Annotated in this window: 27 protein-coding genes; 16 read left to right on the forward strand and 11 right to left on the reverse strand. The window is 72.4% G+C overall.

Annotation, left to right across the window (positions count from 1 at the left end; genetic code table 11):
* Positions 1–26 precede the first annotated feature (26 nt).
* Positions 27–1,220 carry an elongation factor Tu gene (gene tuf / locus ACIPSE_RS22895; RefSeq protein WP_401665104.1) on the forward strand — a complete coding sequence of 398 codons (1,194 nt, stop codon included), beginning with the start codon at positions 27–29 and terminating at the stop codon, positions 1,218–1,220.
* On the opposite strand, the gene ACIPSE_RS22900 is transcribed toward tuf, so the two are convergent.
* On the reverse strand, positions 1,213–1,584 hold the full coding sequence (locus ACIPSE_RS22900; RefSeq protein ID WP_401665105.1) for an anti-sigma factor antagonist: 372 nt from the start codon (positions 1,582–1,584) through the stop codon (positions 1,213–1,215). The genes tuf and ACIPSE_RS22900 overlap by 8 nt on opposite strands.
* Before the next feature lie 220 nt (positions 1,585–1,804).
* Positions 1,805–2,755, reverse strand: a complete 951-nt coding sequence (locus ACIPSE_RS22905; RefSeq protein WP_401665106.1) for an NADP-dependent oxidoreductase — start codon at positions 2,753–2,755, stop codon at positions 1,805–1,807.
* Positions 2,756–2,826: 71 nt separating this feature from the next.
* Here ACIPSE_RS22905 and ACIPSE_RS22910 point away from each other — a divergent pair, with 71 nt between their 5' ends.
* Together ACIPSE_RS22910 and ACIPSE_RS22915 are read left to right on the forward strand one after the other, a co-directional pair.
* Positions 2,827–3,783: a GlxA family transcriptional regulator gene (locus ACIPSE_RS22910; protein WP_401665107.1), complete on the forward strand. Its 957-nt coding sequence runs from the start codon at positions 2,827–2,829 to the stop codon at positions 3,781–3,783.
* A gap of 76 nt (positions 3,784–3,859) precedes the next feature.
* Entirely contained in the window at positions 3,860–4,720 is an 861-nt protein-coding gene (locus ACIPSE_RS22915) for a hypothetical protein (protein ID WP_401665108.1), read from the forward strand.
* A gap of 3 nt (positions 4,721–4,723) precedes the next feature.
* Here the strand turns inward: ACIPSE_RS22915 and ACIPSE_RS22920 are convergent, their stop codons facing one another.
* Together ACIPSE_RS22920 and ACIPSE_RS22925 are read right to left on the reverse strand one after the other, a co-directional pair.
* Positions 4,724–5,281 (reverse strand): TetR/AcrR family transcriptional regulator, encoded by a 558-nt coding sequence (locus ACIPSE_RS22920; protein ID WP_401665110.1) that lies wholly within the window; start codon positions 5,279–5,281, stop codon positions 4,724–4,726.
* Positions 5,278–5,640, reverse strand: coding sequence for a DUF1304 domain-containing protein (locus ACIPSE_RS22925; protein WP_401665111.1), 363 nt, complete (start codon positions 5,638–5,640; stop codon positions 5,278–5,280). The genes ACIPSE_RS22920 and ACIPSE_RS22925 overlap by 4 nt, the downstream gene beginning before the upstream one ends.
* A 418-nt stretch (positions 5,641–6,058) precedes the next feature.
* Between ACIPSE_RS22925 and ACIPSE_RS22930 the strand changes: the two genes are divergently transcribed.
* The 5 genes from ACIPSE_RS22930 to ACIPSE_RS22950 are packed head-to-tail and all read left to right on the forward strand — an operon-like array spanning position 6,059 to position 10,445.
* Positions 6,059–7,813 carry an ATP-binding protein gene (locus ACIPSE_RS22930; protein ID WP_401665113.1) on the forward strand — a complete coding sequence of 585 codons (1,755 nt, stop codon included), beginning with the start codon at positions 6,059–6,061 and terminating at the stop codon, positions 7,811–7,813.
* Between the two features lie 5 nt (positions 7,814–7,818).
* Positions 7,819–8,229 (forward strand): roadblock/LC7 domain-containing protein, encoded by a 411-nt coding sequence (locus ACIPSE_RS22935; protein ID WP_401665115.1) that lies wholly within the window; start codon positions 7,819–7,821, stop codon positions 8,227–8,229.
* Positions 8,226–8,597 (forward strand): DUF742 domain-containing protein, encoded by a 372-nt coding sequence (locus ACIPSE_RS22940; RefSeq protein WP_401665116.1) that lies wholly within the window; start codon positions 8,226–8,228, stop codon positions 8,595–8,597. The genes ACIPSE_RS22935 and ACIPSE_RS22940 overlap by 4 nt, the downstream gene beginning before the upstream one ends.
* Entirely contained in the window at positions 8,578–9,198 is a 621-nt protein-coding gene (locus ACIPSE_RS22945; protein WP_401665118.1) for a GTP-binding protein, read from the forward strand. Before ACIPSE_RS22940 ends, ACIPSE_RS22945 begins: the two co-directional genes overlap by 20 nt.
* Positions 9,195–10,445: a cytochrome P450 gene (locus ACIPSE_RS22950; protein ID WP_401665120.1), complete on the forward strand. Its 1,251-nt coding sequence runs from the start codon at positions 9,195–9,197 to the stop codon at positions 10,443–10,445. The genes ACIPSE_RS22945 and ACIPSE_RS22950 overlap by 4 nt, the downstream gene beginning before the upstream one ends.
* Positions 10,446–10,514: 69 nt before the next feature.
* Here ACIPSE_RS22950 and ACIPSE_RS22955 read toward each other — a convergent pair whose 3' ends face one another.
* Complete coding sequence (locus tag ACIPSE_RS22955; RefSeq protein WP_401665121.1) at positions 10,515–12,248, reverse strand: hypothetical protein; 1,734 nt, start codon at positions 12,246–12,248, stop codon at positions 10,515–10,517.
* 439 nt (positions 12,249–12,687) lie between these two features.
* On the opposite strand from ACIPSE_RS22955, the gene ACIPSE_RS22960 reads away from it, so the two are divergent.
* Entirely contained in the window at positions 12,688–13,083 is a 396-nt protein-coding gene (locus tag ACIPSE_RS22960) for a VOC family protein (protein WP_401665123.1), read from the forward strand.
* A 75-nt stretch (positions 13,084–13,158) separates the two neighbouring features.
* Here the strand turns inward: ACIPSE_RS22960 and ACIPSE_RS22965 are convergent, their stop codons facing one another.
* Positions 13,159–13,470 carry a DUF4235 domain-containing protein gene (locus ACIPSE_RS22965; RefSeq protein ID WP_401665125.1) on the reverse strand — a complete coding sequence of 104 codons (312 nt, stop codon included), beginning with the start codon at positions 13,468–13,470 and terminating at the stop codon, positions 13,159–13,161.
* 79 nt (positions 13,471–13,549) lie between these two features.
* Between ACIPSE_RS22965 and ACIPSE_RS22970 the strand changes: the two genes are divergently transcribed.
* Positions 13,550–14,821: a cation diffusion facilitator family transporter gene (locus ACIPSE_RS22970; protein ID WP_401665126.1), complete on the forward strand. Its 1,272-nt coding sequence runs from the start codon at positions 13,550–13,552 to the stop codon at positions 14,819–14,821.
* A 149-nt stretch (positions 14,822–14,970) separates the two neighbouring features.
* Here ACIPSE_RS22970 and ACIPSE_RS22975 read toward each other — a convergent pair whose 3' ends face one another.
* A complete protein-coding gene (locus tag ACIPSE_RS22975; RefSeq protein WP_401665127.1) occupies positions 14,971–15,420 on the reverse strand; it encodes a nitroreductase family deazaflavin-dependent oxidoreductase in 450 nt (149 codons plus the stop codon).
* Between the two features lie 166 nt (positions 15,421–15,586).
* Entirely contained in the window at positions 15,587–16,204 is a 618-nt protein-coding gene (locus ACIPSE_RS22980) for a LysE family transporter (protein ID WP_401665129.1), read from the reverse strand.
* Between the two features lie 274 nt (positions 16,205–16,478).
* On the opposite strand from ACIPSE_RS22980, the gene ACIPSE_RS22985 reads away from it, so the two are divergent.
* The 4 genes from ACIPSE_RS22985 to ACIPSE_RS23000 all read left to right on the forward strand — a co-directional run bounded on the left by ACIPSE_RS22985 (position 16,479) and on the right by ACIPSE_RS23000 (position 19,508).
* Positions 16,479–17,678: a cytochrome P450 gene (locus tag ACIPSE_RS22985; protein ID WP_401665130.1), complete on the forward strand. Its 1,200-nt coding sequence runs from the start codon at positions 16,479–16,481 to the stop codon at positions 17,676–17,678.
* A gap of 19 nt (positions 17,679–17,697) precedes the next feature.
* Positions 17,698–17,886 (forward strand): ferredoxin, encoded by a 189-nt coding sequence (locus ACIPSE_RS22990; RefSeq protein WP_401666042.1) that lies wholly within the window; start codon positions 17,698–17,700, stop codon positions 17,884–17,886.
* A 28-nt stretch (positions 17,887–17,914) separates the two neighbouring features.
* Positions 17,915–18,427 (forward strand): flavoprotein, encoded by a 513-nt coding sequence (locus ACIPSE_RS22995; RefSeq protein WP_401665132.1) that lies wholly within the window; start codon positions 17,915–17,917, stop codon positions 18,425–18,427.
* A 112-nt stretch (positions 18,428–18,539) separates the two neighbouring features.
* Complete coding sequence (locus tag ACIPSE_RS23000; RefSeq protein WP_401665134.1) at positions 18,540–19,508, forward strand: aldo/keto reductase; 969 nt, start codon at positions 18,540–18,542, stop codon at positions 19,506–19,508.
* Positions 19,509–19,527: 19 nt separating this feature from the next.
* Here the strand turns inward: ACIPSE_RS23000 and ACIPSE_RS23005 are convergent, their stop codons facing one another.
* Positions 19,528–20,316, reverse strand: a complete 789-nt coding sequence (locus ACIPSE_RS23005; RefSeq protein WP_401666044.1) for a phytanoyl-CoA dioxygenase family protein — start codon at positions 20,314–20,316, stop codon at positions 19,528–19,530.
* Positions 20,317–20,403: 87 nt separating this feature from the next.
* On the opposite strand from ACIPSE_RS23005, the gene ACIPSE_RS23010 reads away from it, so the two are divergent.
* Positions 20,404–21,324, forward strand: coding sequence for a helix-turn-helix domain-containing protein (locus ACIPSE_RS23010; RefSeq protein WP_401665136.1), 921 nt, complete (start codon positions 20,404–20,406; stop codon positions 21,322–21,324).
* Positions 21,325–21,525: 201 nt separating this feature from the next.
* Positions 21,526–23,337 (forward strand): ricin-type beta-trefoil lectin domain protein, encoded by a 1,812-nt coding sequence (locus ACIPSE_RS23015; RefSeq protein WP_401665137.1) that lies wholly within the window; start codon positions 21,526–21,528, stop codon positions 23,335–23,337.
* Positions 23,338–23,416: 79 nt separating this feature from the next.
* On the opposite strand, the gene ACIPSE_RS23020 is transcribed toward ACIPSE_RS23015, so the two are convergent.
* On the reverse strand, positions 23,417–24,670 hold the full coding sequence (locus tag ACIPSE_RS23020; RefSeq protein WP_401666046.1) for an arsenic transporter: 1,254 nt from the start codon (positions 24,668–24,670) through the stop codon (positions 23,417–23,419).
* A gap of 70 nt (positions 24,671–24,740) precedes the next feature.
* A complete protein-coding gene (locus ACIPSE_RS23025) occupies positions 24,741–25,388 on the reverse strand; it encodes a DUF4232 domain-containing protein (protein WP_401665139.1) in 648 nt (215 codons plus the stop codon).
* Between the last annotated feature and the right edge of the window lie 51 nt (positions 25,389–25,439).

Here is a 25,439-nt window from a genome sequence, read left to right on the forward strand (position 1 = left end):
CTCACTCAGGTGACCTGGAGGCCCCAGTGGCGAAGGCGAAGTTCGAGCGGACCAAGCCGCATGTGAACATCGGCACCATCGGGCACATCGACCACGGGAAGACGACGCTCACCGCGGCCATCACGAAGGTGCTGCACGACAGGTTTCCCGACCTGAACCCGTTCACGCCCTTCGACCAGATCGACAAGGCACCCGAGGAGCGCCAGCGCGGCATCACCATCTCGATCGCCCACGTCGAGTACCAGACCGAGCGCCGGCACTACGCGCACGTCGACTGCCCGGGGCACGCCGACTACATCAAGAACATGATCACCGGCGCGGCCCAGATGGACGGCGCGATCCTGGTCGTCGCCGCCACCGACGGCCCCATGCCGCAGACCAAGGAACACGTCCTGCTGGCCCGGCAGGTCGGCGTGCCGTACATCGTCGTCGCCCTCAACAAGACGGACATGGTCGACGACGAGGAGATCCTCGAACTCGTGGAGCTGGAGGTGCGCGACCTGCTCACCGAGTACGAGTTCCCCGGCGACGACGTGCCGGTCGTCCAGGTCTCGGCGCTCAAGGCACTGGAGGGCGACGAGCGGTGGGCGCGGTCGGTGCTCGACCTGCTCGACGCGGTCGACACGGCGGTGCCGGAGCCGCGGCGGGACGTGGACAAGCCGTTCCTGATGCCGATCGAGGACGTCTTCACCATCACTGGGCGCGGCACCGTCGTCACCGGCCGGATCGAGCGCGGCACGCTGCACGTGAACAAGGAGGTCGAGATCATCGGCATCCACGACCACAAGACGCGGACGACGGTCACCGGCATCGAGATGTTCCGCAAGCTCCTGGACGAGGGCCGGGCCGGGGAGAACGTGGGCCTGCTGCTGCGCGGGGTGAAGCGGGAGGACGTGGAGCGCGGGCAGGTCGTCATCCAGCCCGGGACGGTCACCCCGCACACCGAGTTCGAGGCGCAGGCGTACATCCTGTCCAAGGACGAGGGCGGCCGGCACACGCCGTTCTTCGTGAACTACCGCCCCCAGTTCTACTTCCGCACGACCGACGTCACCGGGGTGGTCACCCTGCCCAAGGGCACCGAGATGGTGATGCCGGGCGACAACACCGGCATGCTCGTCCAGCTCATCCAGCCCATCGCCATGGAGGAGGGGCTGAAGTTCGCCATCCGCGAGGGCGGCCGGACGGTCGGTGCCGGGCAGGTCACCAAGATCCTCAAGTGAGGGCCTCCGGCTGCTGCAGGGCCGCGTCCAGCGTCGGATGCGCCGGCAGCAGCCGGGTCAGTCCGGTCACCCGCATGACCCGCAGGGTCAGGGGGTGGGCGCACACCAGGTGCAGCCGCCCGTCGTGGTCCAGGACCCGGCGGCGGGCCCGGTAGAGCAGCCGCAGCCCCGAGCAGTCGAAGAACTCGACCCCGCCGAGGTCGATCACCAGCCGCGGAGCGTCCCCGCCGGTCAGCCGGTCGAGGTAGGGAGCGATCTCCAGCGCCGCCGCGATGTCGATCTCGCCCCGGAACTCCAGCACCGTGTGCCCCCGGTGCTCATGGACGCGCAGATGCCGGCTCACCGGTGCGGAGTCCTGCTCCACGACGACATCGCCTCCAGCCGGGTCTCCGGGGTCCGGAGTGAGCGCGGATCCGTTCTCCGCACTGCAAGTTACCCTCGATGGAGTGAATTTGAGCATGTTCGATTGACATATGTCGCCGAATCTCAGCGCAACTTCATGAGAGGGCGTGCCAGGCACGGGAGAGTGCCTGGCGGAACCCCTTCTCGTGGTGCGCAGTGAGATCCCTCACCCCGTTCGGCCCCTACTCCACCGTCAGGACCAGCTTTCCCGTCGTGCGGCCCGTGTCACCGAGTGCGTGGGCCTCGGCCGCCTCGGCCAGTGGGAAGGTGCCCGCGATCGCGGGGCGCAGCTTCCCCGCCTCCGCCAGCTCCGCGATCGCCTTCATGCCGCTGTGCGAGGCGTCGACGAGCATCCGCAGGGCCCGCACCCCGAGCCGCTCGGCCTCCTCGAACAGTTCCGGCGAACCGACCGGCAGGATCGAGACGACGAGCCCGCCCGGCCGCAGCACGCGCAGCGAGCGCACGTCGTTGCCGCCGCCGAGGGTGTCCAGGACGACGTCGACGTCCTTCACGGCCTCCGTGAAGTCGCTCTCCCGGTAGTCGATCGCCTCGTCCACCCCGATCTCGCGCAGGAAGCCGTGCTTGCCCGCGCTCGCCGTGCCGATCACGTAAGCGCCCCGCGCCTTGGCGATCTGAGCGGCCACATGGCCGACCCCGCCCGCCGCCGCGTGGATCAGGACCCGCTGACCGGGCCGGACGTCGGCGTACTCGACCAGCGCCTGCCACGCGGTCAGCGAGACCAGCGGCAGCGCGCCCGCCTGCGTGTGGTCGAGGGAGGCCGGCTTGTGGGCGAAGAAACGGGCCGGGGCGGAGACGTACTCGGCGTGCGAGCCGTGGCCCCAGGGGTAGGACAGCATGCCGAAGACCTCGTCGCCGGGCACGAACCGGGCGACGCCGACGCCGACCGCCTCGACGACCCCGGAGACGTCCCAGCCCAGGACGAAGGGCGGCTCGCCCAGGAAGCCGCCGGTCGCGCGGTGCTTCCAGTCGGTCGGGTTGACGCCGGCGGCGCGCACGCGCACCAGCACCTCGTTCGCCCGCGGGACCGGGCGCTCCAGCTCCACTTCCTTGAGGACCTCGGGACCGCCGAGGACGTCCTGGCTGATGGCTCGCATCGTGTTCACAGTGCTCATGGTCAACCAGCCTGCCGGGGTCCGCCGCCCGGGAAAATGGCATGATGGCCAACCTCCGATAGGATCGTGCCATGCGTGACGAGCGGCGGGTGGAACGGGTCGTGGTGCTGGCCCTGGACGGTGTGTATCCCTTCGAGCTGGGCATCCCCAGCCGGATCTTCGGCGCGGCCGACGGCCTGTACGAGGTGCTGACGTGCAGCGTCGACGGACGGCCGGTGCGCAGCAACGCGGACTTCACCATCGGGGTGGAGCACGGCCCGGAGATCCTCGCCACGGCCGACACCGTGGTCGTCGCCTCCATGGCCGCCCCGTACATCCCCCTGGAGCTGTCCGCCGAGCTCACCGCCGCGCTCGCCCTGATCCGTCCCGACGCCCGCGTGGTGTCCATCTGCACCGCCGCCTTCGTCCTCGCCGCGGCCGGGTTCCTCGACGGCCGCAGGGCCACCACCCACTGGCAGGTCACCGAGCACTTCCGCCGCCGCCACCCGCAGGTCGAGCTCGACCCGGACGTCCTGTTCGTCCACGACGGCCGCATCCTGACCTCGGCCGGCGCCGCCTCCGGCGTCGACGTCTGTCTGCACATCGTCCGCACCGACCACGGCGGCGCACTCGCCAACAAGGTCGCCCGGCGCTGTGTCGTACCCCCCTTCCGGGACGGCGGCCAGGCCCAGTACATCGAGCAGCCCGTCCCGGAGAGCGGCGCCGCGAGCACCGCCGCCACCCGCGCCTGGGCCATGGAGCACCTCGGTGAACCCCTCACCCTCACCGAGCTCGCCGCCCACGCCCGGATGAGCCTGCGCACCTTCGCCCGCCGTTTCAACGACGAGGTCGGCATGAGCCCCGGCCGCTGGCTCATCCAGCAACGCGTCGCCCGGGCACGGCAGTTGCTGGAGTCGAGCGACCTGTCCGTGGACCAGATCGCGGGCCGCGTCGGCTTCGCCACCGGCGCCTCGCTGCGCCAGCATCTGCACACCGCGATCGGGGTGTCGCCCCAGGCGTACCGGCGTACCTTCCAGGCGGCCCACTGAACGGTTCCCCACCCGAACGTTTCCCCGCCGCCCGGCGTCGGAGGAGCAGGACGGGCGCGGATGAACAGGGGTGGGGATGCGCGGGGTTCGGGTGAGGGCGACGACGGCGCTGCTGATCGCGGTGGCGGCGGGATGCGGGACGGGTGACGGGGACGTCGTGGTCGGGGGCACGGCCCCGGCGACGCCCTACGACGGCCTCCTGCACCTGCCGGTCAAGGAGGTCGATGTCGATGACGAGGACGGCCGGGCCGGACTCCTCGACTCGGGAGCCGCCGCCCGGGCGCTGGAGTGCGAGGCGGAGATCTACACGGCGGGCGGCAGCGACCCGTGGAGCGAGGGCGACGGCGGCGCCACCCCCGAGGACGGCCTGCGGGCGTACTTCGCCATGGAGCAGCCCGAAGTCCCCGAGCGGGGCTACCGCGTGGAGCGGGAGGAGGCCGGCCGCGTCCTCTACTCCTACGACGTCGGCGGCCGGACGAAGGTGGCCGTGATCGTCGCCAAGGACCGCGAGGACAGGCCCGGTTGGGGACCCGAGACCAGCGCCTCCTGCGACCCCGCCGAACTCCCGGCGAGCTGGACCGACTCCAAGGGGTACGAGGTGTGGACCGACCGGGACGGGGACCGGGTGCCGGTCGCCGTCGTCAGCAGCGCGGTCGGCGCCGCGCACTGCGACTGGCAGTCGGCGCACTTCCTCGGGCTGGGGGAGGGCCGGGACGCCCGGACCTACGCCCGGGACCCGCAGGGCGTCCTGGGCCCCGAGACCCTCACCGGTCGCTACGACGGTGACGCGACCCTGCCCGCCGGCGCCCGCGACAGCGGATACCGCCTGGACGACTGGAGGTTGTGGCTCACCGACGACCCCGCGCGGGTCTACGTCCGCACGCCCGACGGCGTGGAAGCCTGGCCCAGGGTGCGGCAGGGCGGTCTGTGCAAGTGAGCGTCAGCGGCTCGCGTGCAGGGCGACCAGCAACTGCCAGACCTGGTCGGCGATGTCGCGCGGGCCGCCCTCCAGCAGCCCGTGCAGCCAGTCGCCCAGCACCCCGGCGAACGTCGCCGCGACGGCCGAGGCGACCAGCGGGGCGTCCGCCGCGCCCGCCAGTTCGCGCTCGCGCAGGCTGTACGCCCGCAGGTCCCGGTGCAGCACCCGGCCGAGCGGTCCGCCGCCGCCGGGGGTGAGCAGGGCGCCGTACAGGCCGGTGTGCGGGGTGAGCGAGGCGAAGAACTCCGCCAGCGCGGGCGGGGCGTGCACCGGGTCGGGCCGCCCGCGCCAGGCGTGCAGCGCCTCGACGGCCTCGCGCACGACGTCCGCGCACGCGTCGACGGCCAGTGCCTCCAGGCCGTCGTAGTGCACATAGAACGTGGCCCGTCCGACCCCGGCCCGCCGTACCAGCGCGGCCACCCCGACCTCCGGCAGGGGGCGCTCGGCGCACTCGGCGAGCAGCGCCTCGCGCAGCCGGGCCCTGGTGCGGGCCGCCCGGGGGTCCGCGTCGGGTGTCATCGGGCGGCGAGCACGGCGGCCAGGGCGAGCGCGCCGGGCAGTGCCTGGGCCACCAGGATGCGCCGGTTGGCCGTCACGGCGCCGAACACGCCCGCGACGATGACGCAGACCAGGAAGAAGACCTGGACGCGGAACCCGGTCGGGTCGTCCGCGATCAGGCCCCACACCAGGCCCGCCGCGAGGAAGCCGTTGTAGAGCCCCTGGTTGGCGGCCATCGGGGCGGTCTCCCGTGCCATCTCCGTGGAGAAACCGTGGAAGTTCAGTCCGGGCCCCTTCTGCCACAAAAACATCTCCATCACCAGGATGTACGCGTGCAGCGCGGCCACCAGGCCCACCAGTACGTTCGCGACCGTCTCCATGGACTTCCTCACTCCTCTTGGACAGGTGTCCACTATAGCTGGACGACTGTCCATGATGTCGACAGGACCGCCCGGCCTGCGGCGATGAACGATCAGGAAGCGCCATAAGCGATCACCGGGCCGCCTGTACCGAGCGTGGCGGCGCCCGGGCGGGGAGCGTGCTTCCGTTCGCCGTCCGGTTCCCTAACTGCCCTGGTCAGTATGGGTATTTGTCGACCGGAACATCCTGGCGCAGCGTGACGGAACCTTCACGTCCGCAGGATCGCGCGGTTGATCTTTTGTGCTTCAAACCCGATAAGCTCCCCTGCGGCGCTGCGAGTTGACCCGGTCACGATCCGTCGACTCCGGTCGCCCATGGTCTGCGCGCGCCCCGACCTGCACACCCCCCTGTTCGATCGTGTTGCTTCTAAGGATGCAGATGGAACTCGCCACTCCGCCGCCGGCGGCGCGGGCCCCTGTCGCCTGGTACAGCTGGTGGCTGATGCCGCTCGCTTTAGGAGGCGGGACGGTTGCCGCCACCTTCATGAGCTCGGAGCGGATCGCCGCGGGCGTCGCCGGCGCCGCCGCGACAGCGGCCGGCGCCGTCTGCGTACGGCTGCTGATCCGTACCCGTGAGCAGCTCGCCCGCAGCGAGAGCACCTCCCGTGCCTCGCAGGCCGAGCACTCCCAGCAGTGGCAGCAGCATGTCGCGGGCCTGGAGAGAAAGTTCGCCGCCGAGCACGCCGCCCAGGACGTCCGGCTCGCCGACCAGGCCGCCGCCTACGAGGAGCGGCTCGACGAGCAGTCCCGCGCCTACGAGGAGCGGCTCGCCGAGGACTCCCGCGCGTACGAGGACCGGCTCAACGAGGACTCCCGCGCCCACGAGGAGCGGCTCACCGACCAGGCCGCCTCCTACGAGTCCCAGCTCGCCGACCAGGCCGAGGTCTGGCGGGAGCAGCTCGCCCACCAGCTGGCCGCGGTCACCCGGCTCGCCGACGAACAACTCCCGCAGGCGCTGGAGCGGTTGCGCGCCGGTGACCCCATCGACGACCTGCTTCCGGCCGCCGACCGGTGCGCCAAGGTCAGCGCCGAACTCCAGAGCGAACTGCGCAAGGTCCTGCGGACCTCGCTGATCGGTGTCGAGCGCGAACTCGACCGGTCCTCCTCCGCCGAGCAGGCCGTCATCGGCATCGGCAACCGTATCCACGTCCTGACCAGCAAGCTCCGCGGTCGGCTGCACGAGATGCAGGGCGAGCACGGCCGGCTGCCCTCGGTGGCCCGCGGTCTGATGGAACTCGACCAGGAGATCGGCCCCGCCGACTGTCTCGCCGCGAGCATCGGCGTGCTCGGTGGCTCGGACCGGCCCGGACGCCAGTGGCAGGAGCCGCAGCGTCTGCTGAGCGTGGTCCGCGGCGGCATCGGCCGCATCAAGGACTTCCACCGCATCGACGTGCGGCATCTGCCCGAACTCGGCGTCGACGGCGGTCTCGTGGACCACCTGACGCTGATCTTCGCCCACCTCCTGGACAACGCCGCCCGCTACTCGCCGCCCAGCGAGCCGGTGCTCGTCTCCGGCAAGGAGGTGCCCAACGGCGTCGGCATCGAGATCCAGGACTCCGGCAAGGGCCTGAGCGAGGAGAAGAAGTCCGAAGCCGCGCAGGCCCTCGCGGGCACCGGTGCGGGACCCGGCCTCGGCGGCGTCTCGGAGGACGCCACGATCGGCCTGCGCGTCGTCGGCATCCTGGCCCGCCGCTACGGCATCCGCGTCACCTACGCGGACTCGCCCTGGCTCGGCACCTCGGTGGTCGTGGTCGTCCCCCACAAGTACTTCAGCCCGCTGCCCGCCGCCGCGCCGACGACGGCCCCCGTGGACCGGGCCGCCGCGTCCGCCCCGGTCCTGGAACCCGCGGCCGGGACCGACGCCGATCCGGACGGCACCGCCGGTCCGTCGGACACCACGCCCGGGGGACTGCCCCGGCGCCGCAGCAGGCGGGGCGAGACGGCCGGGCACGAGCCGGCCGAGCGTACTACCGGGCGGACCGGGGAGACGGCCGTCTCCGCCGTCCCGCCGGACGCGTCCTTCGCCGGTCTCGCCGCCTTCGCCACCGCCGGACGCCCGTCCGAGGACCGGGGCGACGCCACGGCAGAGCGCCAGGAGCCCACCGAGCAGTACCGCACTGAAGAGAGCGACTAGTCCCCATGACGCAACAGGGAACCGACGTGAGCTGGGCGCTCCGCGACCTCGTGGAGTCCATCCCGGAGATCCGCTTCGCCCTCGTGGCCTCCAGCGACGGCAAGGCCATCACCTCCTTCGGCGCCGACGACCCCGACGACGTGGACCGCTTCGCGGCGGTGGTGGCGGGCCTCCAGGCCCTCGCCCAGCCCGTCGCCGAGCAGTTCCCCAAGTACGCGGGGCAGCTGCGGCTGGCGATGATCGAGGTCGACGGCGGGCATCTCTTCGTCGTCCGCGCCGGCGTCGAGACGTATCTCGGAGTGCTCGCCCGCGAGGGCCTCGACCAGGGGCTGCTCGGGCACCAGATGAGGGACGTGGCCCGCAGGATGGGTGAGCTCCTCGGCACCACCCCGCGGCTGGAGGAGCACTCTGGATGAGTGCTCCCCGCCCGCCCACGGATCCGTCCGGTCTGGAGCGCTACTACGTCGTCACCCGAGGACGTAGCGGACCGGGCGGTTCGGCGTCGAGCCTCGACGTGGCGACCCTCATCGTCTCCCGCACCCCACCCGGCGCGGGGATGCAGCACGAGCACGAGGAGATCCTCCGGCGCTGCCGTGATCCGCTGTCGGTCGCCGAACTCGGCGCCCACCTCCAACTGCCCTTCAACATTCTCGCGGTGCTGCTCGCGGACCTGCTGGAAGCGGACCGTGTCGAAGCCCGTGACCCCATTCCGGCGCACAACGCCGGCCGCGGGCCCGACCTCGCGCTCCTTGAGGAGGTACTCAGTGGACTTGAAAGGCTTTGACCACCCCGGTCGGCCGGACGCCGCGCACGGCGCGGACGGCGCCGCCCGCTCGGTGAAGGTGATGATCGCCGGAGGCTTCGGCACCGGAAAGACCACGATGGTCCGCTCGGTCAGCGAGATCAAGCCGCTGACCACCGAGGAGACCCTCACCCAGGCCAGCGCCGACGTCGACCCCCTGGTGGGCGTCGCCGACAAGACGCAGACCACCGTCAGCCTGGACTTCGGCAAGATCAGCCTCAACGACAGCCTGACGCTGTACCTGTTCGGCACCCCCGGGCAGGAACGCTTCTGGTTCCTGTGGAACGGGCTCTTCAAGGGTGCCCTCGGAGCGGTCGTCCTGGTCGACACCCGGCGGCTGGCCTCCAGCTTCCGGGCGATCGAGGAGATGGAGCGGCAGAACGTGCCGTTCGTCGTCGCGCTGAACGTCTTCCCCGATTCGAAGGACTATCCGGTCGAGGAGATCAGGGACGCGCTGGACATCCCCGCGCACACCCCGGTCGTGACCTGCGACGCCCGCGACCGTGCCTCCAGCCGTGACGTACTCGTCGCCCTGATACGTCACTTGAAGGAACGCTCGGGCGCCGTTCTGGAGTCCCGATGACCGATCAGCCCTTAAACGGCGCCGACGCCCCACGCGGCTGCCCCGTCGCGCACGGCGGAGCCGACCTCGCCCGGCTGTACGGGACGGAGGCGGCCACCGACCCGCAGGGCATCTACGAGCGGCTGCGCAAGGAGCACGGCCCGGTCGCGCCGGTCCTGCTGGAGGGCGACGTCCCCGCCTGGCTGGTCCTCGGATACCGCGAGAACCGGCGGGTCCTGGACAACCCCCGCCAGTTCAGCAGGGACGCCCGGATCTGGCGGGACTGGCGCGAGGGCCGGGTCGCCGAGACGCACCCGCTGATCCCGATGGTCGGCTGGCGGCCCGACTGCGTCTCCCAGGACGGCGAACCGCACCGCAGGCTGCGCGGCGCGGTCACGGACGGGCTGCTCGCGGCGTCCGGCCGCGGTGTGCGACGGCACGCCACGTACTTCGCCAACAAGCAGATCGACGCGTTCATCGACGAGGGGTGCGCCGACCTGGTCGCGGAGTACGCCGAGTATCTGCCGATGCTCGTCCTCACCCGCATCCTGGGCCTGCCCACGGCGGACGCGCTGCGCCTGGTCGAGTCGTGCGCCCAGGTGTTCCAGGGCGGGGAGGCGGCCCTGGAGCACAACGGCCGGATCATGGAGATCCTCTCCGAACTCGCCGAGCGCAAGCGGGCCGAACCGGGCTCCGACTTCGCCACGGCCCTGCTGGAGCACCCGGCCGGCCTCGACCACGACGAGATCGTCAGCCATCTGCGGCTCGTGCTGATCGCCGCGCACGCCACCACCAGCAATCTGCTGGCCCGTGTCCTGCAACTGGTCCTCACCGACGCGGCCCGGTTGTCCGGCCTGGTCAGCGGGCAGATGAGCATCTCCTCGGTGGTCGAGGAGGTCATGTGGGACACCCCGCCGCTGTCCGTGCTGCCGGGTCGGTTCGCCGCCGCCGACCTGGAACTGGGCGGCCACCACATCCAGGAGGGCGAACTGATCGTCCTGGGCCTGGCCGCCGGGAACGTCGACCCGGAGGTACGGCCCGACGCGGCCGTCGCCGTCCAGGGCAACCACGCACACCTCGCGTTCAGCGCGGGGCCGCACGAGTGCCCCGGACAGAACATCGGGCAGGCCATCATCGAGATCGGCGTGGACGTGCTGCTGCACCGGCTGCCGGGCCTGCGCCTGTCCGTGCCGCCGGAGGAGCTGTCCTCGACCGCCACGACCTGGGACTCCCGGCTGGACAGGCTGCCGGTCGAGTTCCCCGTCTGACCCCTCGTGCGACGGCGCCGCCCGGCCGGAACTCCGGCCGGGCGGCGCCGTGTCGCGCCTTGCGGTCGCTCAGCCGTCGAGCCAGTCGCCCGCGACCTGCGCGGGGCGGTGGCCCGTGGCGTTCCACAGGAAGTGCGGGTGGGCGCCGCCGAACATGTAGGCGAGCAGCGCGGTGTCCTCCCGCCCGGTGCCGGGGTCGTGCAGGGTGTGGAACTGCTCGGACCCCACGGCCCCCGCATCCTGCTGGACCGCACGGGCGCGGGCCGGGGACGGGTCGTTCCGGGACGCCTCCACGGCGGCTATGTAGGTGCGGCGGAGGATCTCCCACGCGCTCTCGACGCTCCCCTGCCAGGTGCCGTGCAGCGCCTCGAAGGCGTGCAGTTCGGCGTCGAACAGCGGCCAGGCCGAGGGGAACTCGGCACGGCAGCGCGCGGACAGCCGGGCGGCCAGGGGGCTCAGCGTCTCCACGGCGGGGCGCGGGGCGAGGGTGAGGGTGGTCCCCTCGGTGAGGATGCCGGTGCAGGGGTTGGGCCCCAGGTCGCAGAGCGGGCACTCCTCGGCCGGGGGAAGGCCCTGCGTGATGCCGTCGAACCAGAGGGCGTGGCGGCCCGTGAGCCCCATCCAGACGACGGTGGTGGTCAGCAGCCAGGTGTTCCACATCGGCTGGTGCGCCTCGGGCATGCAGCCGTACTTGACGAGGGCGATGGCGCAGGCCGCGTAGAGGGCCTTGGTGTGGGTGGGCATCCCGGCGAGCCAGAAGTTGCTGATCTCGCCGGTGAGGGCGTCGGCCCGGACGTCCGCCATGTCGTCGATGACCCGGCACAGCAGCAGGGAGGCGACGTTCTCCTCCTGCCACAGCTCGGTGTCCGGAGCGACGTGCCAGAACAGGCAGTCCAGCATCTGGAGGGCCGAGTAGGTGCCGTGGGTGAGCGGGTTGGTCTGGGGGAGCGTGACCCGGCCCGCCTCGTGCTCGCGGAGCCAGTACTCGTCCACGGACCGCTTGTGCGCCGAGAAGAGCCCGCAGATCAGCGCCCGTGCCGTGTTGGTGCTGAAGTCCTCGGCGAGACGGTCCTCGATGAGCCGGGTCAGGCTCGTGGTGTCGATGGTGTCGATCACGCGTTTGTACTCGTGGAACACGAGGATGTCGTCCTCGAATCGGTACCGGTGGCCGAGGTCGTGTTCCAGGTCGTTCATCTGGCGGGTCCACGACCAGCCGCCGGTCAGGACGCTGTCGAGCTCCGGGCGGTTCGGCCAGGTCTTCACGGTGAGGGGACGGCCGGCGCTCTGCCGCCAGCCGTAGTCGTCCAGGGCGCGTTCGGGGGGAGAGGGCAGCCGGAGGCACAGGGGGCAGGAGCAGACGTCCGTCCCCTCCTCCGGCCCGGCGGGCGGGGTGAGCGCCCGGGTCCGCCAGGCCCCTTCGAGCATCATGCAGGTCAGCCGGCACATCTCGGCGTCGGCGGCGACCTGCGGGAAGGCCGCCTCTATCGTGCGCAGGCCGGCGTCCAGGCGGCTCAGCCGGGCGCGGCCCTCCTCGTCCGGCGGGAGGAACTCGGGCCGGGCCGGCCGCAGGGCGCCCTCCACCCGCAGCGAGGTCCCGGGGCGTGCGGTGCGGGGGTGCGCGGTGCCGGCGTGCGGGGCGCCGACCGCCTCCAGCCGCTGCCGGGCGGCCTCCTGGGCCGTGCGGTAGCGGTCCGTGATCCCGTTGATGCCCTGCGCGAGAAGCCTGGTCAGCGCGTCCGCCGACTCGGTGGGCGGGAGCCAGGGGGCGTCGGAGGGCATGTCGAAGCTGGCGTCCTGTGGCATGTGGTTCCTTCCGGGAGACGGCGCGCAGGGCCCTCACCGCTGCGACCGGACGGTGCGGGGGGAACCGTCCGAGCACTCGAACTCGGCTTCCTGGCAAGAAAGTTGAACCTAGAAGCGGAACGATGCTTCCCAGAGGGTAAATGATCTACACCGCGGTCTGTCGGTGATCTCCGTTACTGCTGGACGCAGTTGAGCTGCGTATACTCGCGCACCGCCCGGGTGCGCGAGCGCGCCCCGCGGGCCCGTGAACCCCTGAACCGGCCCGCCGCCCCGCCAAGCGGAGTGCGGTCCGGCGTGGTGATCCGGCCTGACGACACGTCATTTACCGTTGCCCGTCACGGATAAGGCGGCCCGCCGACTGAATCCGCCGATCCGGGATATCCGCATCGGAGAGGGACGCGGGCACCCACGCCCCGCACCCGGATCCTTCGGAGGGGACATGGCACTGGTGGAAGCGGGCGTCCTGGTTCTCGACTGCACCGAACCGGAGAAACTCGCGGCGTTCTACAAGGAGTTGCTCGACGGCGAGCAGACCGACGTCACGGTCGACCAGGTGGGCATCAGGGGAGCCGAAGGGACCAGGATGGCGTTCCGCCGCGACGTCAACGCGCCGCCGCCGACCTGGCCGCGCCCCGAGAACTCCCTCCAGGTCCACCTGGAGTTCGTCGTCGAGGACCTGGACGAGGCGGAACGCAGGATCATCGGACTGGGCGGACGCCCCCTGGAGACCAGGGACGGGCCCGGTCCGTTCGCGGAGCGCGGCTACGCGGACCCGGCCGGCCACTCCTTCACCCTGCGCCGCCCGCCCACGACGGCCGAAGGGGGACCGTTCTAGGGGGGTGTTGCGACAGTCCTGTGCGGCGCCCGGCACGTACCCTCGCCGCACCGGACTGTCGCAACACCCCCTAGGTCAGTCGCGCCCGCGCCGGTCGTCGACCGGCCAGATCCCGGTGGACCGCTCGACGGCCTTCGCGCCCGTGCGGTCCACCGCGCTGCGCACCACCGCGAAGATGGCGCCCTGCACCGCCGCGGCGAGCAGGATCTCGCCCCAGCCCCGGTCCCGGTCCAGCGGGTCGGGCGCGTCGTCCTCGTGCCGCAGCGCCCGCCACGCCTTGCGGAAGGCGAGCGCCGACAAGGCGCCGCCGCCCCACCCCAGCGCGAGTCCGAGCGGCTTGTAGGCGAGGGGCAGCTTGAGCTTCATGGGCCGGTGCTTCTTGGTCATGGCCCGACGGTGCCACCTGATCCGCGCGCCGGGTAGGGGCAGCGCGTGTGAGCCGCGCGCAGAGGGGCAGTCGGCGGGGATGAGCGGCACATCGACCGGCCACGAGAACGACCGCGGAACGTCCACCGGCCACCAGAACGACCGCGAGGCACACACCGGACAAGGGGTCGACGGCGGTACGTCCACCGGCCACGGGAGCGATCGCAGTGCGCACCCCGGCCACGGGAGCGATCCCGGGACGTACACCGGCCATGGGGACGACCACGAGGCACTCGCCGGCCACCAGACCGACTGCGAGGCACCCGTCGGCCACGGGGACGATCGCGGTACGTCCGCCGGCTGCGGGGACGACCGCGAGGCACCCACCGGCCACGGGAGCGACCGCGATGCGCCCACCGGACACCACAACGACCGCGGCACGCGGGTCACCGTGCTCGTCGCCCTCGGCGCCAATCTGCTGATCGCCGTGGCCAAGGCGGTCGGCGGCCTTCTCGCGCACTCTCCGGCGCTGCTGTCGGAGGCCGCGCACTCGGTGGCCGACAGTGTCAACGAGATCTTCCTCCTGGCGGCGCTGCGCCGCAGCCGGCGCCCGGCCGACGCCCGCCACCCCTTCGGCTACGGCAAGGAGCGCTACTTCTGGTCGCTGCTCGCCGCCGTGGGCATCTTCGTCATGGGCGGCTGCTTCTCCGTCTACCAGGGCATCGAGGCGCTGCGCTCCGGGGCGCGGGAGGAACTCGGCGGCTATGTCGCCGGACTGGTCGTGCTCGGCGTCGCGTTCCTCGCCGAAGGGGCGTCGCTGCTGCGGGCCCTGCACCAGATGCGCAGCCAGGGCGGAAAGGACGGCGGGCTGCGCGACCCCGCGCTGCGCACGGTCGTCGCCGAGGACGGCACGGCGGTCCTCGGCGTCACGCTCGCCCTCGCCGGGATGGCCCTGCACATGGTGACCGGGCAGGTCGTCTGGGAGGCGTCCGCCTCACTGGCCATCGGGGTGCTGCTCGTCTACGTCGCCTACCGGCTGGGCCGTGACGCGCGCGACCAGTTGATCGGCGAGGCGGTCGACCCCGAGAGCAGCGACAGGATCCGCGCGCTGCTGGACGCGCAGCCCGAGATCGACAGCGTGGAGGCCCTCTTCACGATGCGCACCGGCCTGGAGTCGGCCCTGGTGGCGGCCCGCGTCGACCTGGTGCCCGGCATGGAGAGCGAACACGTGGAGGAGGTCGCCGTCCGCATCAAGCGGTCCATCGGGCAGACCTTCCCCGAGGGGGACCAGATCTTCCTCGACATCACCGACCGCAACGCCCGCGAGACGCGGGAGGACCCCGCCGCGACGGGGGAGCGCGGCGGGGCCTAGCGCACAGGTTCCCGGCCCGTGGTGCTTCATGCGCGCCGCCGACAGATTTTTCCGCGAAGGCCTCGAACCCCTCGAACGCCCTGGGCCCGCTCCTCGAACGCCCTGGGCCCGCCCGTCGTGCGGGCGGGCCCAGGGCGTGTGCGGTCCGGTCAGTCCCGCGGGGCCGGTTCCAGGACGAACACCGGGATCGAGCGGTCGGTCTTCTTCTGGTACTCGGCGTAGGGCGGGAAGGCCGCCACGGCCCGCTCCCACCACTCGGCCTTCTCCGCACCGGTCACCTCGCGGGCGACCATGTCCTGCTTGGCGGCCCCGTCCTGGAGCTCGACGAGCGGCTCCGCCTGGACGTTGTGGAACCACACGGGGTGCTTCGGCGCGCCGCCCTGGGAGGCGACCGCCGCGTACCGGCCCTCGTGCTCGACCCGCATCAGGGGCGTCTTGCGGATCTTGCCGCTGCGGGCGCCCCGCGTGGTCAGCACGATGACGGGCAGGCCCGTGTCCCGCAGGGTCGTCCCCTCGGTGCCGCCCGACCGTTCGTACAGCTCCACCTGCTCACGGACCCATCCGGTCGGACTGGGTTCGTACTCGCCCTCCAGAGGCATGTCATCCGTCCCATCGTCGTGTACGGGCCGCCTTGCCGGCGGCTGTCTCACCGTCACTTCCAACATCGGGAGCCCCGTCAATCATCCAGGCGGCGTGATCCCGCGGGTCCGACGGTCCTGGGGACGGACACATCGCGCCACATCCGTCCCGCGTCCGGCCCCCGCCTCATACGGCCATCCGTGCCGCCAGCACCACGATCACCCCGCTCGACACCAGCGCCGTCGCCAGCCGCCCCCGCCGGCCCGTCAGCACCCGCCCGAGCATCGCCCCGCCCCCGGCCAGCAGCACCTGCCAGCTCGCGGACGCCGCGAACGCGGCGAGGACGAACACGCCCTGCTCCGTCGGCGGGCCACCGGTGCGGCCCCCCAGCACGAGGGCCGCGAAGTACACCACCGTGGTGGGGTTGAGCAGCGTGATCCCGAACAGGGCCAGGCAGGCGCGCGCGGGACTCGGCGGCGGCGGATCGGCGCGGACGTCCAGGCGACGGGCGCGGTACCGGCGTACGGCGGTCACCGCACCCCGGGCCGCCAGGGCGAGCAGCACCAGCGCGGAGGCCCAGCGCAGCGGCCCGAGGAACGGGCGCAGCGCGGCGGCGAGCGCCGCACCGCCGAGCGTGGCCACCAGGGCGTACAGCCCGTCGGCCGCGGCCACGCCGAGGGCGGCGCAGACACCGGTGCGCAGGGAGGTGCGGGCGGTGAGGGAGATCAGATAGGTCGCGACGGCGCCGACGGGCACGGCGATGCCGTAGCCCGCGAGCAGTCCCGCGACGAGCGCGCCGGTCACGACGCGACAGGCGTCGGCCTTCCGGGACGGCGGGCCTGCTGTCGGCACCGCGCCGGAGCGGCAGCGGTGGTCGGCGGCAGGAGGGCTGCGGTCTTGGACATGGCGGGATTGTGCGGTCCGCCGGGGAGCGGCCACAACCGGTTTTCGCGCCCTGGCGGCCATCCCCGGCCAGATCGCCCCGCTCACCGAACTGGCCGAACTTGTCGGTGCCGGATGGATGCCCGGGGCATCTAATGGGAGCTGCTCGACGCACCCTTCGTCTGCGAGGTCTTCCATGACGGAAACGGAACCTGTCGCGTTCCCCCAGGACCGGACCTGCCCCTACCACCCCCCGACCGCCTACGCCCCGCTGCGCGAGGCCCGCCCGCTGACCCGGATCACCCTCTTCGACGGGCGTCCGGCCTGGCTGGTCACCGGCCACACCCTGGCCCGCGAGCTGCTGGCGGACCAGCGCCTGTCCTCCGACCGCACCCGGACCGACTTCCCCGCGCCCACCGAACGCTTCTCGGCCGTGCGCAAGCGGAAGATCGCCCTGCTCTCCTACGACGACCCCGAGCACCACACCCAGCGGCGCATGATGGTGCCCAGCTTCACCCTCCGGCGGGCCGCCGAACTGCGTCCGGCGATCCAGCGGATCGTGGACGAGCGGCTCGACCGGATGACCGAACTGGGCCCGCCCGCCGAGCTGGTGAACGCGTTCGCGCTGCCCGTGCCGTCCATGGTCATCTGCGCCCTGCTCGGGGTGCCCTACGGCGACCACGACTTCTTCGAGAGCCGGTCCCGAAAGCTGCTGCGCGGGCCCACGGCCGCCGACGCGGAGGACGCCCGGGATCAACTGGACGCCTACTTCCAGGACTTGATCGACAGCAAGCTCAAGGACCCGGAACCCGGCGCGGGCGTCCTGGACGAACTCGTCCACGAACGGCTGCGCACGGGGGAGCTGGACCGCCGGGACATCGTCTCCTTCGCGACGATCCTCCTCGTCGCCGGACACGAGACCACCGCCAACATGATCTCCCTGGGTGTCTTCACCCTCCTCCAGCACCCGGACCAGCTGGCGGAGTTGAGGGCGCGGCCGGACCTGCTGCCCGGCGCCGTGGAGGAACTCATGCGCATGCTGTCCATCGCGGACGGACTGCTGCGGCAGGCCACCGAGGACATCGAGACCGACGGTGGCACCATCCGCGCGGGCGACGGGGTGGTCTTCTCCACCTCGGTCATCAACCGCGACGCGGACGTCTACCCCGCACCCGACACCCTGGACTGGCACCGGCCCGCCCGCCACCACGTCGGCTTCGGCTTCGGCATCCACCAGTGCCTCGGCCAGAACCTCGCCCGCGCGGAGATGGAGATCGCCCTGCGCACCCTGTTCGCACGCTTCCCCGCCCTGCGCCTCGCCGTCCCGGCGGACGAGATCCCCTTCAAACCCGGCGACACGATCCAGGGGATGCTGGAACTCCCCGTGACCTGGTAAGAGGCTCGACGCCATGCACATCGAGATCGAGATCGACAAAGACGTCTGCATCGGCGCCGGCCAGTGCGCCCTCGCCGCGCCCAAGGTGTTCACCCAGGACGACGACGGCTACAGCACGCTGCTGCCGGACCCCACCGACGGCGTCACCGACCCGATGGTCCGCGAGGCCGCCCGCGCCTGCCCGGTGAGCGCGATCACCGTGTCGTAGGACGGCCCCCGCGCCGTAGGGTTCCCGGATGACCGAACCGGACGGGAAGCCCTTCCTCTATGTCGTCGTCTGCGCCGCGGGGATCGCCGCCGACGTCAGCAAGCTCATCACCGCCGCCCAGGAACGGGATTGGGAGGTCGGGGTCATCGCCACCCCCGTCGCGATGAACGGCTTCTTCGACGCCGCCGCCGTCGAGACGCAGACCGGCCGCCCGATCCGTTCCACCTGGCGCACCCCGGGCGACCCGCGGCCCTTCCCGCCGCCGGACGCCGTCGTCGTCGCGCCCGCCACCTTCAACACCCTCAACAAGTGGGCCGCCGGGATGGCCGACACCCTCGCGGTGGCCACCCTGTGCGAGACCTACGGCCTCGGCGTCCCCGTCGCCGCCCTGCCGTGCGTCGCCGACTCCCTGGCCGCCCACCCCGCCCACCAGGACGCCCTGATACGCCTGCGCGGCATGGGAGTCCGGTTCGGACCGCCGTACTCGGGGCAACCGGGAGAGGAGTTCGGCTGGGAACGGGCCCTGGACCTGCTCGGCTGAGGCCGCGCGGTGCCCGGACGTGTTCGTGCGACTGTCGTGGTCCACCGGACCGGACGTGCAGGTGAGGCCGTACGCTCGGCGGGTAACCACCCGGAAGGCGGGAGCAGCGACGATGCAGTACGTGAAGCTCGGTTCGACGGGCCTGGACGTGTCACGGATCTGTCTGGGATGCATGACCTACGGACTGCCCGACCGGGGCGTGCACGAGTGGACGCTGGACGAGGACGCCTCGCGCCCGTTGATCCGGCAGGCGCTGGACGCGGGCATCAACTTCTTCGACACGGCGAACGTCTACTCGGACGGCACCAGCGAGGAGATCGTCGGCCGGGCGCTGCGCGACTTCGCCGACCGTGACGAGATCGTCCTCGCGACGAAGGTGAACGGCCGGATGCGGCCAGGACCCAACGGCCAGGGACTGTCCCGCAAGGCGATCATGACCGAGATCGACCACAGCCTCGCCCGCCTCGGCACGGACTATGTGGACCTTTACCAGATCCACCGCTACGACCCGAACACCCCGGTCGAGGAGACGATGGAGGCCCTGCACGACCTCGTCAAGGCGGGCAAGGTCCGCTATCTCGGGGCCAGTTCGATGTACGCCTGGCAGTTCTCCAAGATGCAGTACACGGCTGAGCGGCACGGCTGGACCAAGTTCGTCTCCATGCAGAACCACTACAACCTCCTCTACCGCGAGGAGGAACGCGAGATGCTGCCGCTCCTGGCGGACCAGGGCGTCGACGCGCTGCCCTGGAGCCCGCTCGCCCGGGGCCGGCTGACCCGTGACTGGGGCACCGTCACCGAGCGCAGCAGCAACGACAACTTCGGGGGTCGTCTCTATCTGGAGAGCGACCGCACGATCGTCGAGGCGGTCACCCGGATCGCCGCCGACCGGGGCGTCCCGCGCGCCCGGGTCGCCCTGGCCTGGCTGCTGCACCAGGACACCGTCGCGGCCCCCATCGTCGGCGCGGCCCGGCCCGGGCACATCGAGGACGCGGTCGCCGCGGTCGGCCTGGAGCTCGGCGAGAAGGAGATCGAGGAACTCCAGGCGCCTTATACGGCCCGCCCGATCAGCGGCCACTGATCCCTCGGGCGACCGGCGCTCAGTGGGGTCCCTGCGGCGCGAACTCCGTGCCGCAGGGACCCGCGCCCTCGCTCTCGGCGAGCGCCACCCGGTCGCCCCGCATCGACACCGTCCGGTAGTACGCCCCGATCCGCTCGGCGGAACGGCCGACGTAGTGCCCGATGAAGGAGCGGCGGAACCGGTCGGCGGTGCGGTTGGGCTGCGATCCGTGCACCAGGCTGCCGTTGAAGAACAGCACGTCGCCCGGCGCCATGTCGACCGGCACGGCCGCGAGCCCCGGCGGCGGCGGAACGTACTCCCGCGCGAACGACACCCCCGCGTCCGCCTCCTCGGGACAGAACACGTCCATCCGGTGGGTGCCCGGCACGACCTCCAGGCCGCCGTTCTCCCGGTCGATCACATCGCAGGCCACCCACGCCGCGACACATGTGCCCGGCTCGACCCGCAGATAGAAGTTGTCCTGGTGCAGCGCCTGCCCGCGCGCCCCCGGCGGCTTGAAGTAGAACATGCTCTGCGCGGCGAGCACCTCCTCGCCGAACAGCACTTCGAGCACCTCCCGCAACCGCGCGTCCAGCAGCGTCTCGCGGGCCGGCGGAGCGATCTCGTGCGGCTGCATCACCCGCGGCCACACCCCGAGCGGATCGCCGCCCGGCCGCGGCTCGAAGTGCCCCGGGACGGGACCCGCCGCGTGCAGCGCCGCGAAGGCGGCACACAGCCGGTCGATCTCGTCGTGCCCGAACAGTCCCCGCACCACGACGAACCCGTCCTCGTCGAACCGTGCCCGCAGTGCGGCGGCATCCCTGTCCATGACTGTCACGCGTCCACTCCTCTGTCGTCCCCTGCACGCTGTCCGTCCATGTCACGCTAGGTCGCGGACCGTCTCGGGAGGATGCTCATGACCGCTGCGCGACTGCCCAGGACTGCTGCACCGGATGTACCGGCGCCCCCGCCCGGCCTCGTCGTCCTCGGCCGCTACGACGAGCCGCCGGGGTACGGTGTCACCCGCCCGCGCGGTCCCGACAGCTGGCTGTTCACCTGGACCACCGGCGGCGCCGGACTGCTGCGCCACGGCCCGGACGAAACCCGTTCCACGGCAGGCCAGTTGGTGGCGCTCGCCCCGGGCAGCCCGCACGGCTACGGCACGGCACCCGGCGCCCCGCACTGGCGGTTCTGGTGGGTGCACTGCCGGGTCCGCCCCACCTGGCTGCCCTGGCTGCGCCCCCACGACCGCGGGACCGGCCTGTACGTCGTCCCGCCCGCGTCCGGCGGGGTGCGCGAGCGGGTCGACGCCGCGTTCCGCCGGATGCGCGCCGACGCGCGCGGACCCGGCGCGGACCGGGCGCCGGCCCGCGCGGACGGCTCCGACGACCGGATCGCCGTGGCGCACGGCAGCGCCGCCCGTGAACTCGCCCTGTGCGCCCTGGAGGAGGTCGTGCTGCTGACGTCCGCGGGAGCGCGCGGACCGGTGTCCGCGCCCGACCTCGACCCGCGCGTCGGCCGGGTCCAGGAACTGATCGCCGCCGACCCCGGCGCCCCGCACACCGTCGCCTCGCTCGCCGCCCAGGTCGCCCTGTCGCCGTCCCGGCTGGCGCACCTCTACACGGGCCAGGCGGGTGTCTCACCCATGCGCGCGCTGCGCGAGGCACGGCTGCGGCACGCCGCCCGGCTGCTGGAGGCGACCGGACTCTCGGTGGAACGGGTCGCCGCCGCTTCGGGGTTCGCGAGCCCCTTCCATTTCCACCGGGTCTTCCGTGAGCGATTCGGTACGACCCCCGGCGCTTACCGGGCGAAAGAGCACTTGTCGACAGAGCGCTAATCCACCCCGGAACGCTATTGACGTTTCGTCAAAATAACGTGTCACGCACGCAATGCACAAAACGGCGAGATCACTTGTTGTGCCGAGTTGACCTGTGCGAGGCTTGTGGGAGTCCCACGCGCTTCGCGAGAGCTGTCGTCAACGGGGCTCCATATCCTTCGGTATGGACCAATCTGTGTAAGCCCCGAGAGGAATGCAGTCGTGAATGACGCAGGCCTGCCGAATTCTCCCGCTCCGGCCCGCCTCTTCGATGTGACCGACGCACAACTCAGTGCCGAGCTGAAGAAGTGGACCGGCGCCGCGCCGGCGCTCCAGCCCGTCGGTGAACTCCTCGACCGGCACTGGGAAGCCGCCTTCGCCTATGCCCGGTTGTGCACCGACGGGGCGCGTTCCGCCGGAATGCTCACCACCGCGTCATTCACACGGCTTTTCGGGGAAACGCTGCGGCACAACGGCCCGACGGCCGCCTGGCGACCCCAACTCCTCGTCACCGTACGGCGGATCGCCGCCGAATGGGACACCGACCGCAATCGGGAGCAGCTCCACCCCGATCTGCGCTCCGAGACCGAGGACGGCGGCCGGGCCGCCGCGCGCCTGCTGCCCTCCGCCGAACGACGCCTGCTCTCCGCCGCGTTCCAGCGGCTTCCCCAGTCGGCCCGCTGCCTGCTGTGGCACCACGAGGTCGAGGCCGAGCCGATGGAGATACCCGCCTCCCTCCTCGGCCTGGACGAGGAGGCGGCCCGCCTCGAACTCGGCCGGGCCCGCGAGCGGTTGCGGGAGGAATGCCTCCAGGTCCACCGCGAACTCGCCCCCGAGCAGGAGTGCCGCAGCTTCCTGCGGATGCTCGACGTCACCTACCGGCGAGGCGGCGTCGACGTCGACCCCGATCTCCGCGCCCACCTCGACCGCTGCGAGCACTGCCGGGACATCGCCGACCAACTCCACCAGTTCGGCGCCGGACTCGGCGTCGCCCTCGCCGAGGCGGTGCTCGGCTGGGGCGGAGCGGCCTACGTCGAGATGCGGTCGATGCCGCAGGAGGCCGCGCTGCTGCACGAGCGGCCGGTCGTCCCCGGCGAGGCGTTCTTCGACGGCGGCCCCGCGGCGCCCCGCGGCTCCGGCACCCGCCGTACCGCCAAGCGAGCCGCCCGGCGCGCGGCGGCCCGGCGCCGCAACCTCACCGCGGCCGTCGTCACGGTGAGCGGCCTGGTCGTCATCCCGCTGGTCCTGTGGTCCCTCGGCAACGGCGACAGCACCGCCCAGGCCGGCGGCAGCACCCAGGTCGCCGACGCCCCCGGCACCGACCGGTCCACGAACGACCCGACCTGGGTCGGTTCCGGCGACGAGGCCCAGGGCGATCTGAGCGGCCGGCTGCACAACGTCGACTCCGGGCTCTGTGTCTCCGTCGCCGGCGGCAAGGCCGTCCAGGGCGCCGAGGTCCAGGTCGCCAAGTGCGCCGCGGCACCGACCGAGCTCTGGACGTACCGGACCGACGGCCTGCTGCGCAGCGTCGCCGAGCCCGATCTGTGCCTGGACTCCCACATCGCCTACTCGGTACGGCTCGCCCCGTGCACGGCCGCGGGGGCGAACGCCAAGAACGTCCGCTACGACTTCACCCTCCAGGGCAACCTGGTGCCACGCTGGGACCAGGACCTCGCGCTGACCCCCGCCGCCACCGACGGCACGGGCGCCCTCGTCGCCAAGAGCCGCCAGGACGAGGCCGAGGTGCAGCGCTGGGTCTTCGACACCTCCAAGACCGACCCCCAGATGGAGTGGGTCAACTGGGGCGCCGCGACGGAGACCTCCGCGCCGCCCGCGCCCAGCCCGACACCCACGCCGAAGAAGGCGAGCCCCACCCCGACGCCGTCCGCGAGCGCCTCCACCGCGCAGCCGTCCGCCACCACCCCGACGGCCACGGAGACCTCCTGCGCCGCCACGTACTCCTGCGACTGGGACGGCGGCTACGGCGGCGGCTACGGATCGGGCGACCACCACGGCGGTGGGGGCCGGCGCTGACGCCCTCCGGCGTCGAGGCGGGAGCTGCCCCGGGTCGCAGGTCCCGGCGACGGCGGCCCGGCCCATCCGCCGAGCGGCCCTACCCGACGACCTGGAGCGACGCCCACAGCGCCAGCGTCGCCGGGATCAGGGACGCCGGGACCGCGAGGGCCCCCAGACGGGTGAACTCGGTCAGCTCGACGGGGTGCCCGTGCCGCTGCGCGATCCGCCGCCACAGCAGGGTCGCCAGCGAACCCGCGTAGGTCAGGTTCGGGCCGATGTTCACGCCGATCAGCACCGCGAGCACCGCCCCGGGCCCGGCCGCCGCGGTCAGCGGCAGCAGCACCAGCACCGCCGGCAGGTTGTTGATCAGGTTCGCCAGCACGGCGGCCAGCACGGCGATGCCGAGCAGGGCCGCCAGACCGGTCCCCGAGGGCAGGACGTGCCGCAGCGCGTCCGCGAGCCCGTTGTCGACGACCGCCCGCACGACCACGCCGAGCGCCAGCACGAACGCCAGGAAGCCCGGCGCGGCGGACCGTACCACCGTGAGCGGCCCGGCCTGCCGCCGCACGAGCGCCCGCCCGGCCAGCACGAGCGCGCCCACGAGCGCCACCCACGCCGGTTCCACGCCGACCGCCGAGGCCACCACGAACCCGGCCAGCGTGCAGCCCACGGTGACCAGCGCGAACAGCGGCAGCTCGGGCGCCTCACCGGCCTCGACCGGGTGCGCGGGCGCCGTCAGGTCGCTGCGGAAGAAGCGCCGGAACAACAGGTACTCGGCGCCGATCGCCACCAGCCAGGGCAGGGCCATCAGCGCCGCGAACCGGGTGAAGCTCAGCCCGCTCGCCTCGAACGCCAGCAGGTTCGTCAGATTGGACACCGGCAGCAGCAGCGACGCCGTGTTCGACAGATGCGCGCAGGCGTAGACGTGCGGTTTGGCACGGACCCCGGCGCGGGCCGCCGTGGCCAGCACGACCGGCGTCAGCAGCACCACCGTGGCGTCCAGGCTGAGTACCGCCGTGATTGCTGAGGCCAGTACGAACACCGAGGTCAGCAGCCGTCCAGGACTGCCCGCCGAGCGGCGCGCCATCCAGGCGCCGCAGGCCCGGAAGAGCCCCTCGACATCGCAGAAGTGGGCGAGGACCAGCACCGCCGCGAGGAAGCCGACCACCGGCCCGAGCCGCTCGACCTCCGCCCAGGCGTGTTCAGGGGAGATCGCCCCCGCGACGATGAGCACGGCGGCTGCGGGGACCGCGAGCACCGCCTCCGGCAGGCCTTTGGGGCGGATGACCGCCCAGGCGAGCACGGCGACGAGCAGGACTGCGGACAGGGCTTCGGCGAGCGGGGTGTTCAGGGCGGTTCCTTCGGGACGCGGGCGTACCCGCCCATGAAAACAGGCCAGGGTAAGGACCCCGTCCGCAGGGTCAGCCGCCGGGCCCCGCGCCGAACGGCGTCAGGCGCACCGAGGGCTCGTCGCCGGACACGGGCACCTCACCGGCCGACCACGACACCTTCAGCGGGTCCCGCTCGTCCGGCGGTGTCACCAGCAGCGCGTCCGGAACGGCGGTGCGCGCCCCGCTGATCTCCGGATTGGCGAAGGTGATGCCCGACCAGGCGTTGTCCCCCGGAGCCAGTGTCACCGTGACGACCTCCGCGCCGGGGGTGCGCAGGGGGTCAGGGCCGAGCTGCCGGCCCTGCGCGTCGACGAAGGCGGCCCCCGGATAGCCGTGCAGGGTGCACGTCCGTGAAGAGGTGTTGGTGAGGACCACGGGGAAGTTCTCCTGCCCGGCCCCGGGGTCGTTGCGGCCGAGGACCGCCTCCAGCTCGGAGGTGTGGCAGCGGGCGTTGCTCGCGGGCCGGGCCGACGGCGCGGTCGTGGTGGGCCCGGCGCTCGGCGGCACGGAGGGCGTCGCCGACGGGACGCTCTCGGAGGCCGCCGGAGCGGAGCTGCCGGGCGGTGTCGAGGACGTCGTCGCCGCGGCGCCGTCGGCGCCGCCGCACGCGGTCAGCAGCGCGAGGGCCGTGACCGGACCCGCCAGCAGGGCCGTCCGCCGTCGATGCGTGTTCGCCATGACGCTCCGCACTCCTCTCCCCGGTACGGGACCCGGTGCCCGCCGGTACTC

This window comes from Streptomyces sp. NPDC090106, from assembly GCF_044747265.1.
In the GTDB taxonomy this organism is placed as follows: domain Bacteria; phylum Actinomycetota; class Actinomycetes; order Streptomycetales; family Streptomycetaceae; genus Streptomyces.

Excerpts from the sequence above, each read along its gene's own strand:
- ACIPSE_RS22905 (WP_401665106.1), bottom strand. The coding sequence starts at position 2,755 with ATGAGCACTGTGAACACGATGCGAGCCATCAGCCAGGACGTCCTCGGC.
- ACIPSE_RS22910 (WP_401665107.1), top strand. The coding sequence starts at position 2,827 with ATGCGTGACGAGCGGCGGGTGGAACGGGTCGTGGTGCTGGCCCTGGAC.
- ACIPSE_RS22915 (WP_401665108.1), top strand. The coding sequence starts at position 3,860 with ATGCGCGGGGTTCGGGTGAGGGCGACGACGGCGCTGCTGATCGCGGTG.
- ACIPSE_RS22920 (WP_401665110.1), bottom strand. The coding sequence starts at position 5,281 with ATGACACCCGACGCGGACCCCCGGGCGGCCCGCACCAGGGCCCGGCTG.
- ACIPSE_RS22925 (WP_401665111.1), bottom strand. The coding sequence starts at position 5,640 with ATGGAGACGGTCGCGAACGTACTGGTGGGCCTGGTGGCCGCGCTGCAC.
- ACIPSE_RS22930 (WP_401665113.1), top strand. The coding sequence starts at position 6,059 with ATGGAACTCGCCACTCCGCCGCCGGCGGCGCGGGCCCCTGTCGCCTGG.
- ACIPSE_RS22935 (WP_401665115.1), top strand. The coding sequence starts at position 7,819 with ATGACGCAACAGGGAACCGACGTGAGCTGGGCGCTCCGCGACCTCGTG.
- ACIPSE_RS22940 (WP_401665116.1), top strand. The coding sequence starts at position 8,226 with ATGAGTGCTCCCCGCCCGCCCACGGATCCGTCCGGTCTGGAGCGCTAC.
- ACIPSE_RS22950 (WP_401665120.1), top strand. The coding sequence starts at position 9,195 with ATGACCGATCAGCCCTTAAACGGCGCCGACGCCCCACGCGGCTGCCCC.
- ACIPSE_RS22955 (WP_401665121.1), bottom strand. The coding sequence starts at position 12,248 with ATGCCACAGGACGCCAGCTTCGACATGCCCTCCGACGCCCCCTGGCTC.
- ACIPSE_RS22960 (WP_401665123.1), top strand. The coding sequence starts at position 12,688 with ATGGCACTGGTGGAAGCGGGCGTCCTGGTTCTCGACTGCACCGAACCG.
- ACIPSE_RS22965 (WP_401665125.1), bottom strand. The coding sequence starts at position 13,470 with ATGACCAAGAAGCACCGGCCCATGAAGCTCAAGCTGCCCCTCGCCTAC.
- ACIPSE_RS22970 (WP_401665126.1), top strand. The coding sequence starts at position 13,550 with ATGAGCGGCACATCGACCGGCCACGAGAACGACCGCGGAACGTCCACC.
- ACIPSE_RS22975 (WP_401665127.1), bottom strand. The coding sequence starts at position 15,420 with ATGCCTCTGGAGGGCGAGTACGAACCCAGTCCGACCGGATGGGTCCGT.
- ACIPSE_RS22985 (WP_401665130.1), top strand. The coding sequence starts at position 16,479 with ATGACGGAAACGGAACCTGTCGCGTTCCCCCAGGACCGGACCTGCCCC.
- ACIPSE_RS22995 (WP_401665132.1), top strand. The coding sequence starts at position 17,915 with ATGACCGAACCGGACGGGAAGCCCTTCCTCTATGTCGTCGTCTGCGCC.
- ACIPSE_RS23000 (WP_401665134.1), top strand. The coding sequence starts at position 18,540 with ATGCAGTACGTGAAGCTCGGTTCGACGGGCCTGGACGTGTCACGGATC.
- ACIPSE_RS23005 (WP_401666044.1), bottom strand. The coding sequence starts at position 20,316 with ATGGACAGGGATGCCGCCGCACTGCGGGCACGGTTCGACGAGGACGGG.
- ACIPSE_RS23010 (WP_401665136.1), top strand. The coding sequence starts at position 20,404 with ATGACCGCTGCGCGACTGCCCAGGACTGCTGCACCGGATGTACCGGCG.
- ACIPSE_RS23025 (WP_401665139.1), bottom strand. The coding sequence starts at position 25,388 with ATGGCGAACACGCATCGACGGCGGACGGCCCTGCTGGCGGGTCCGGTC.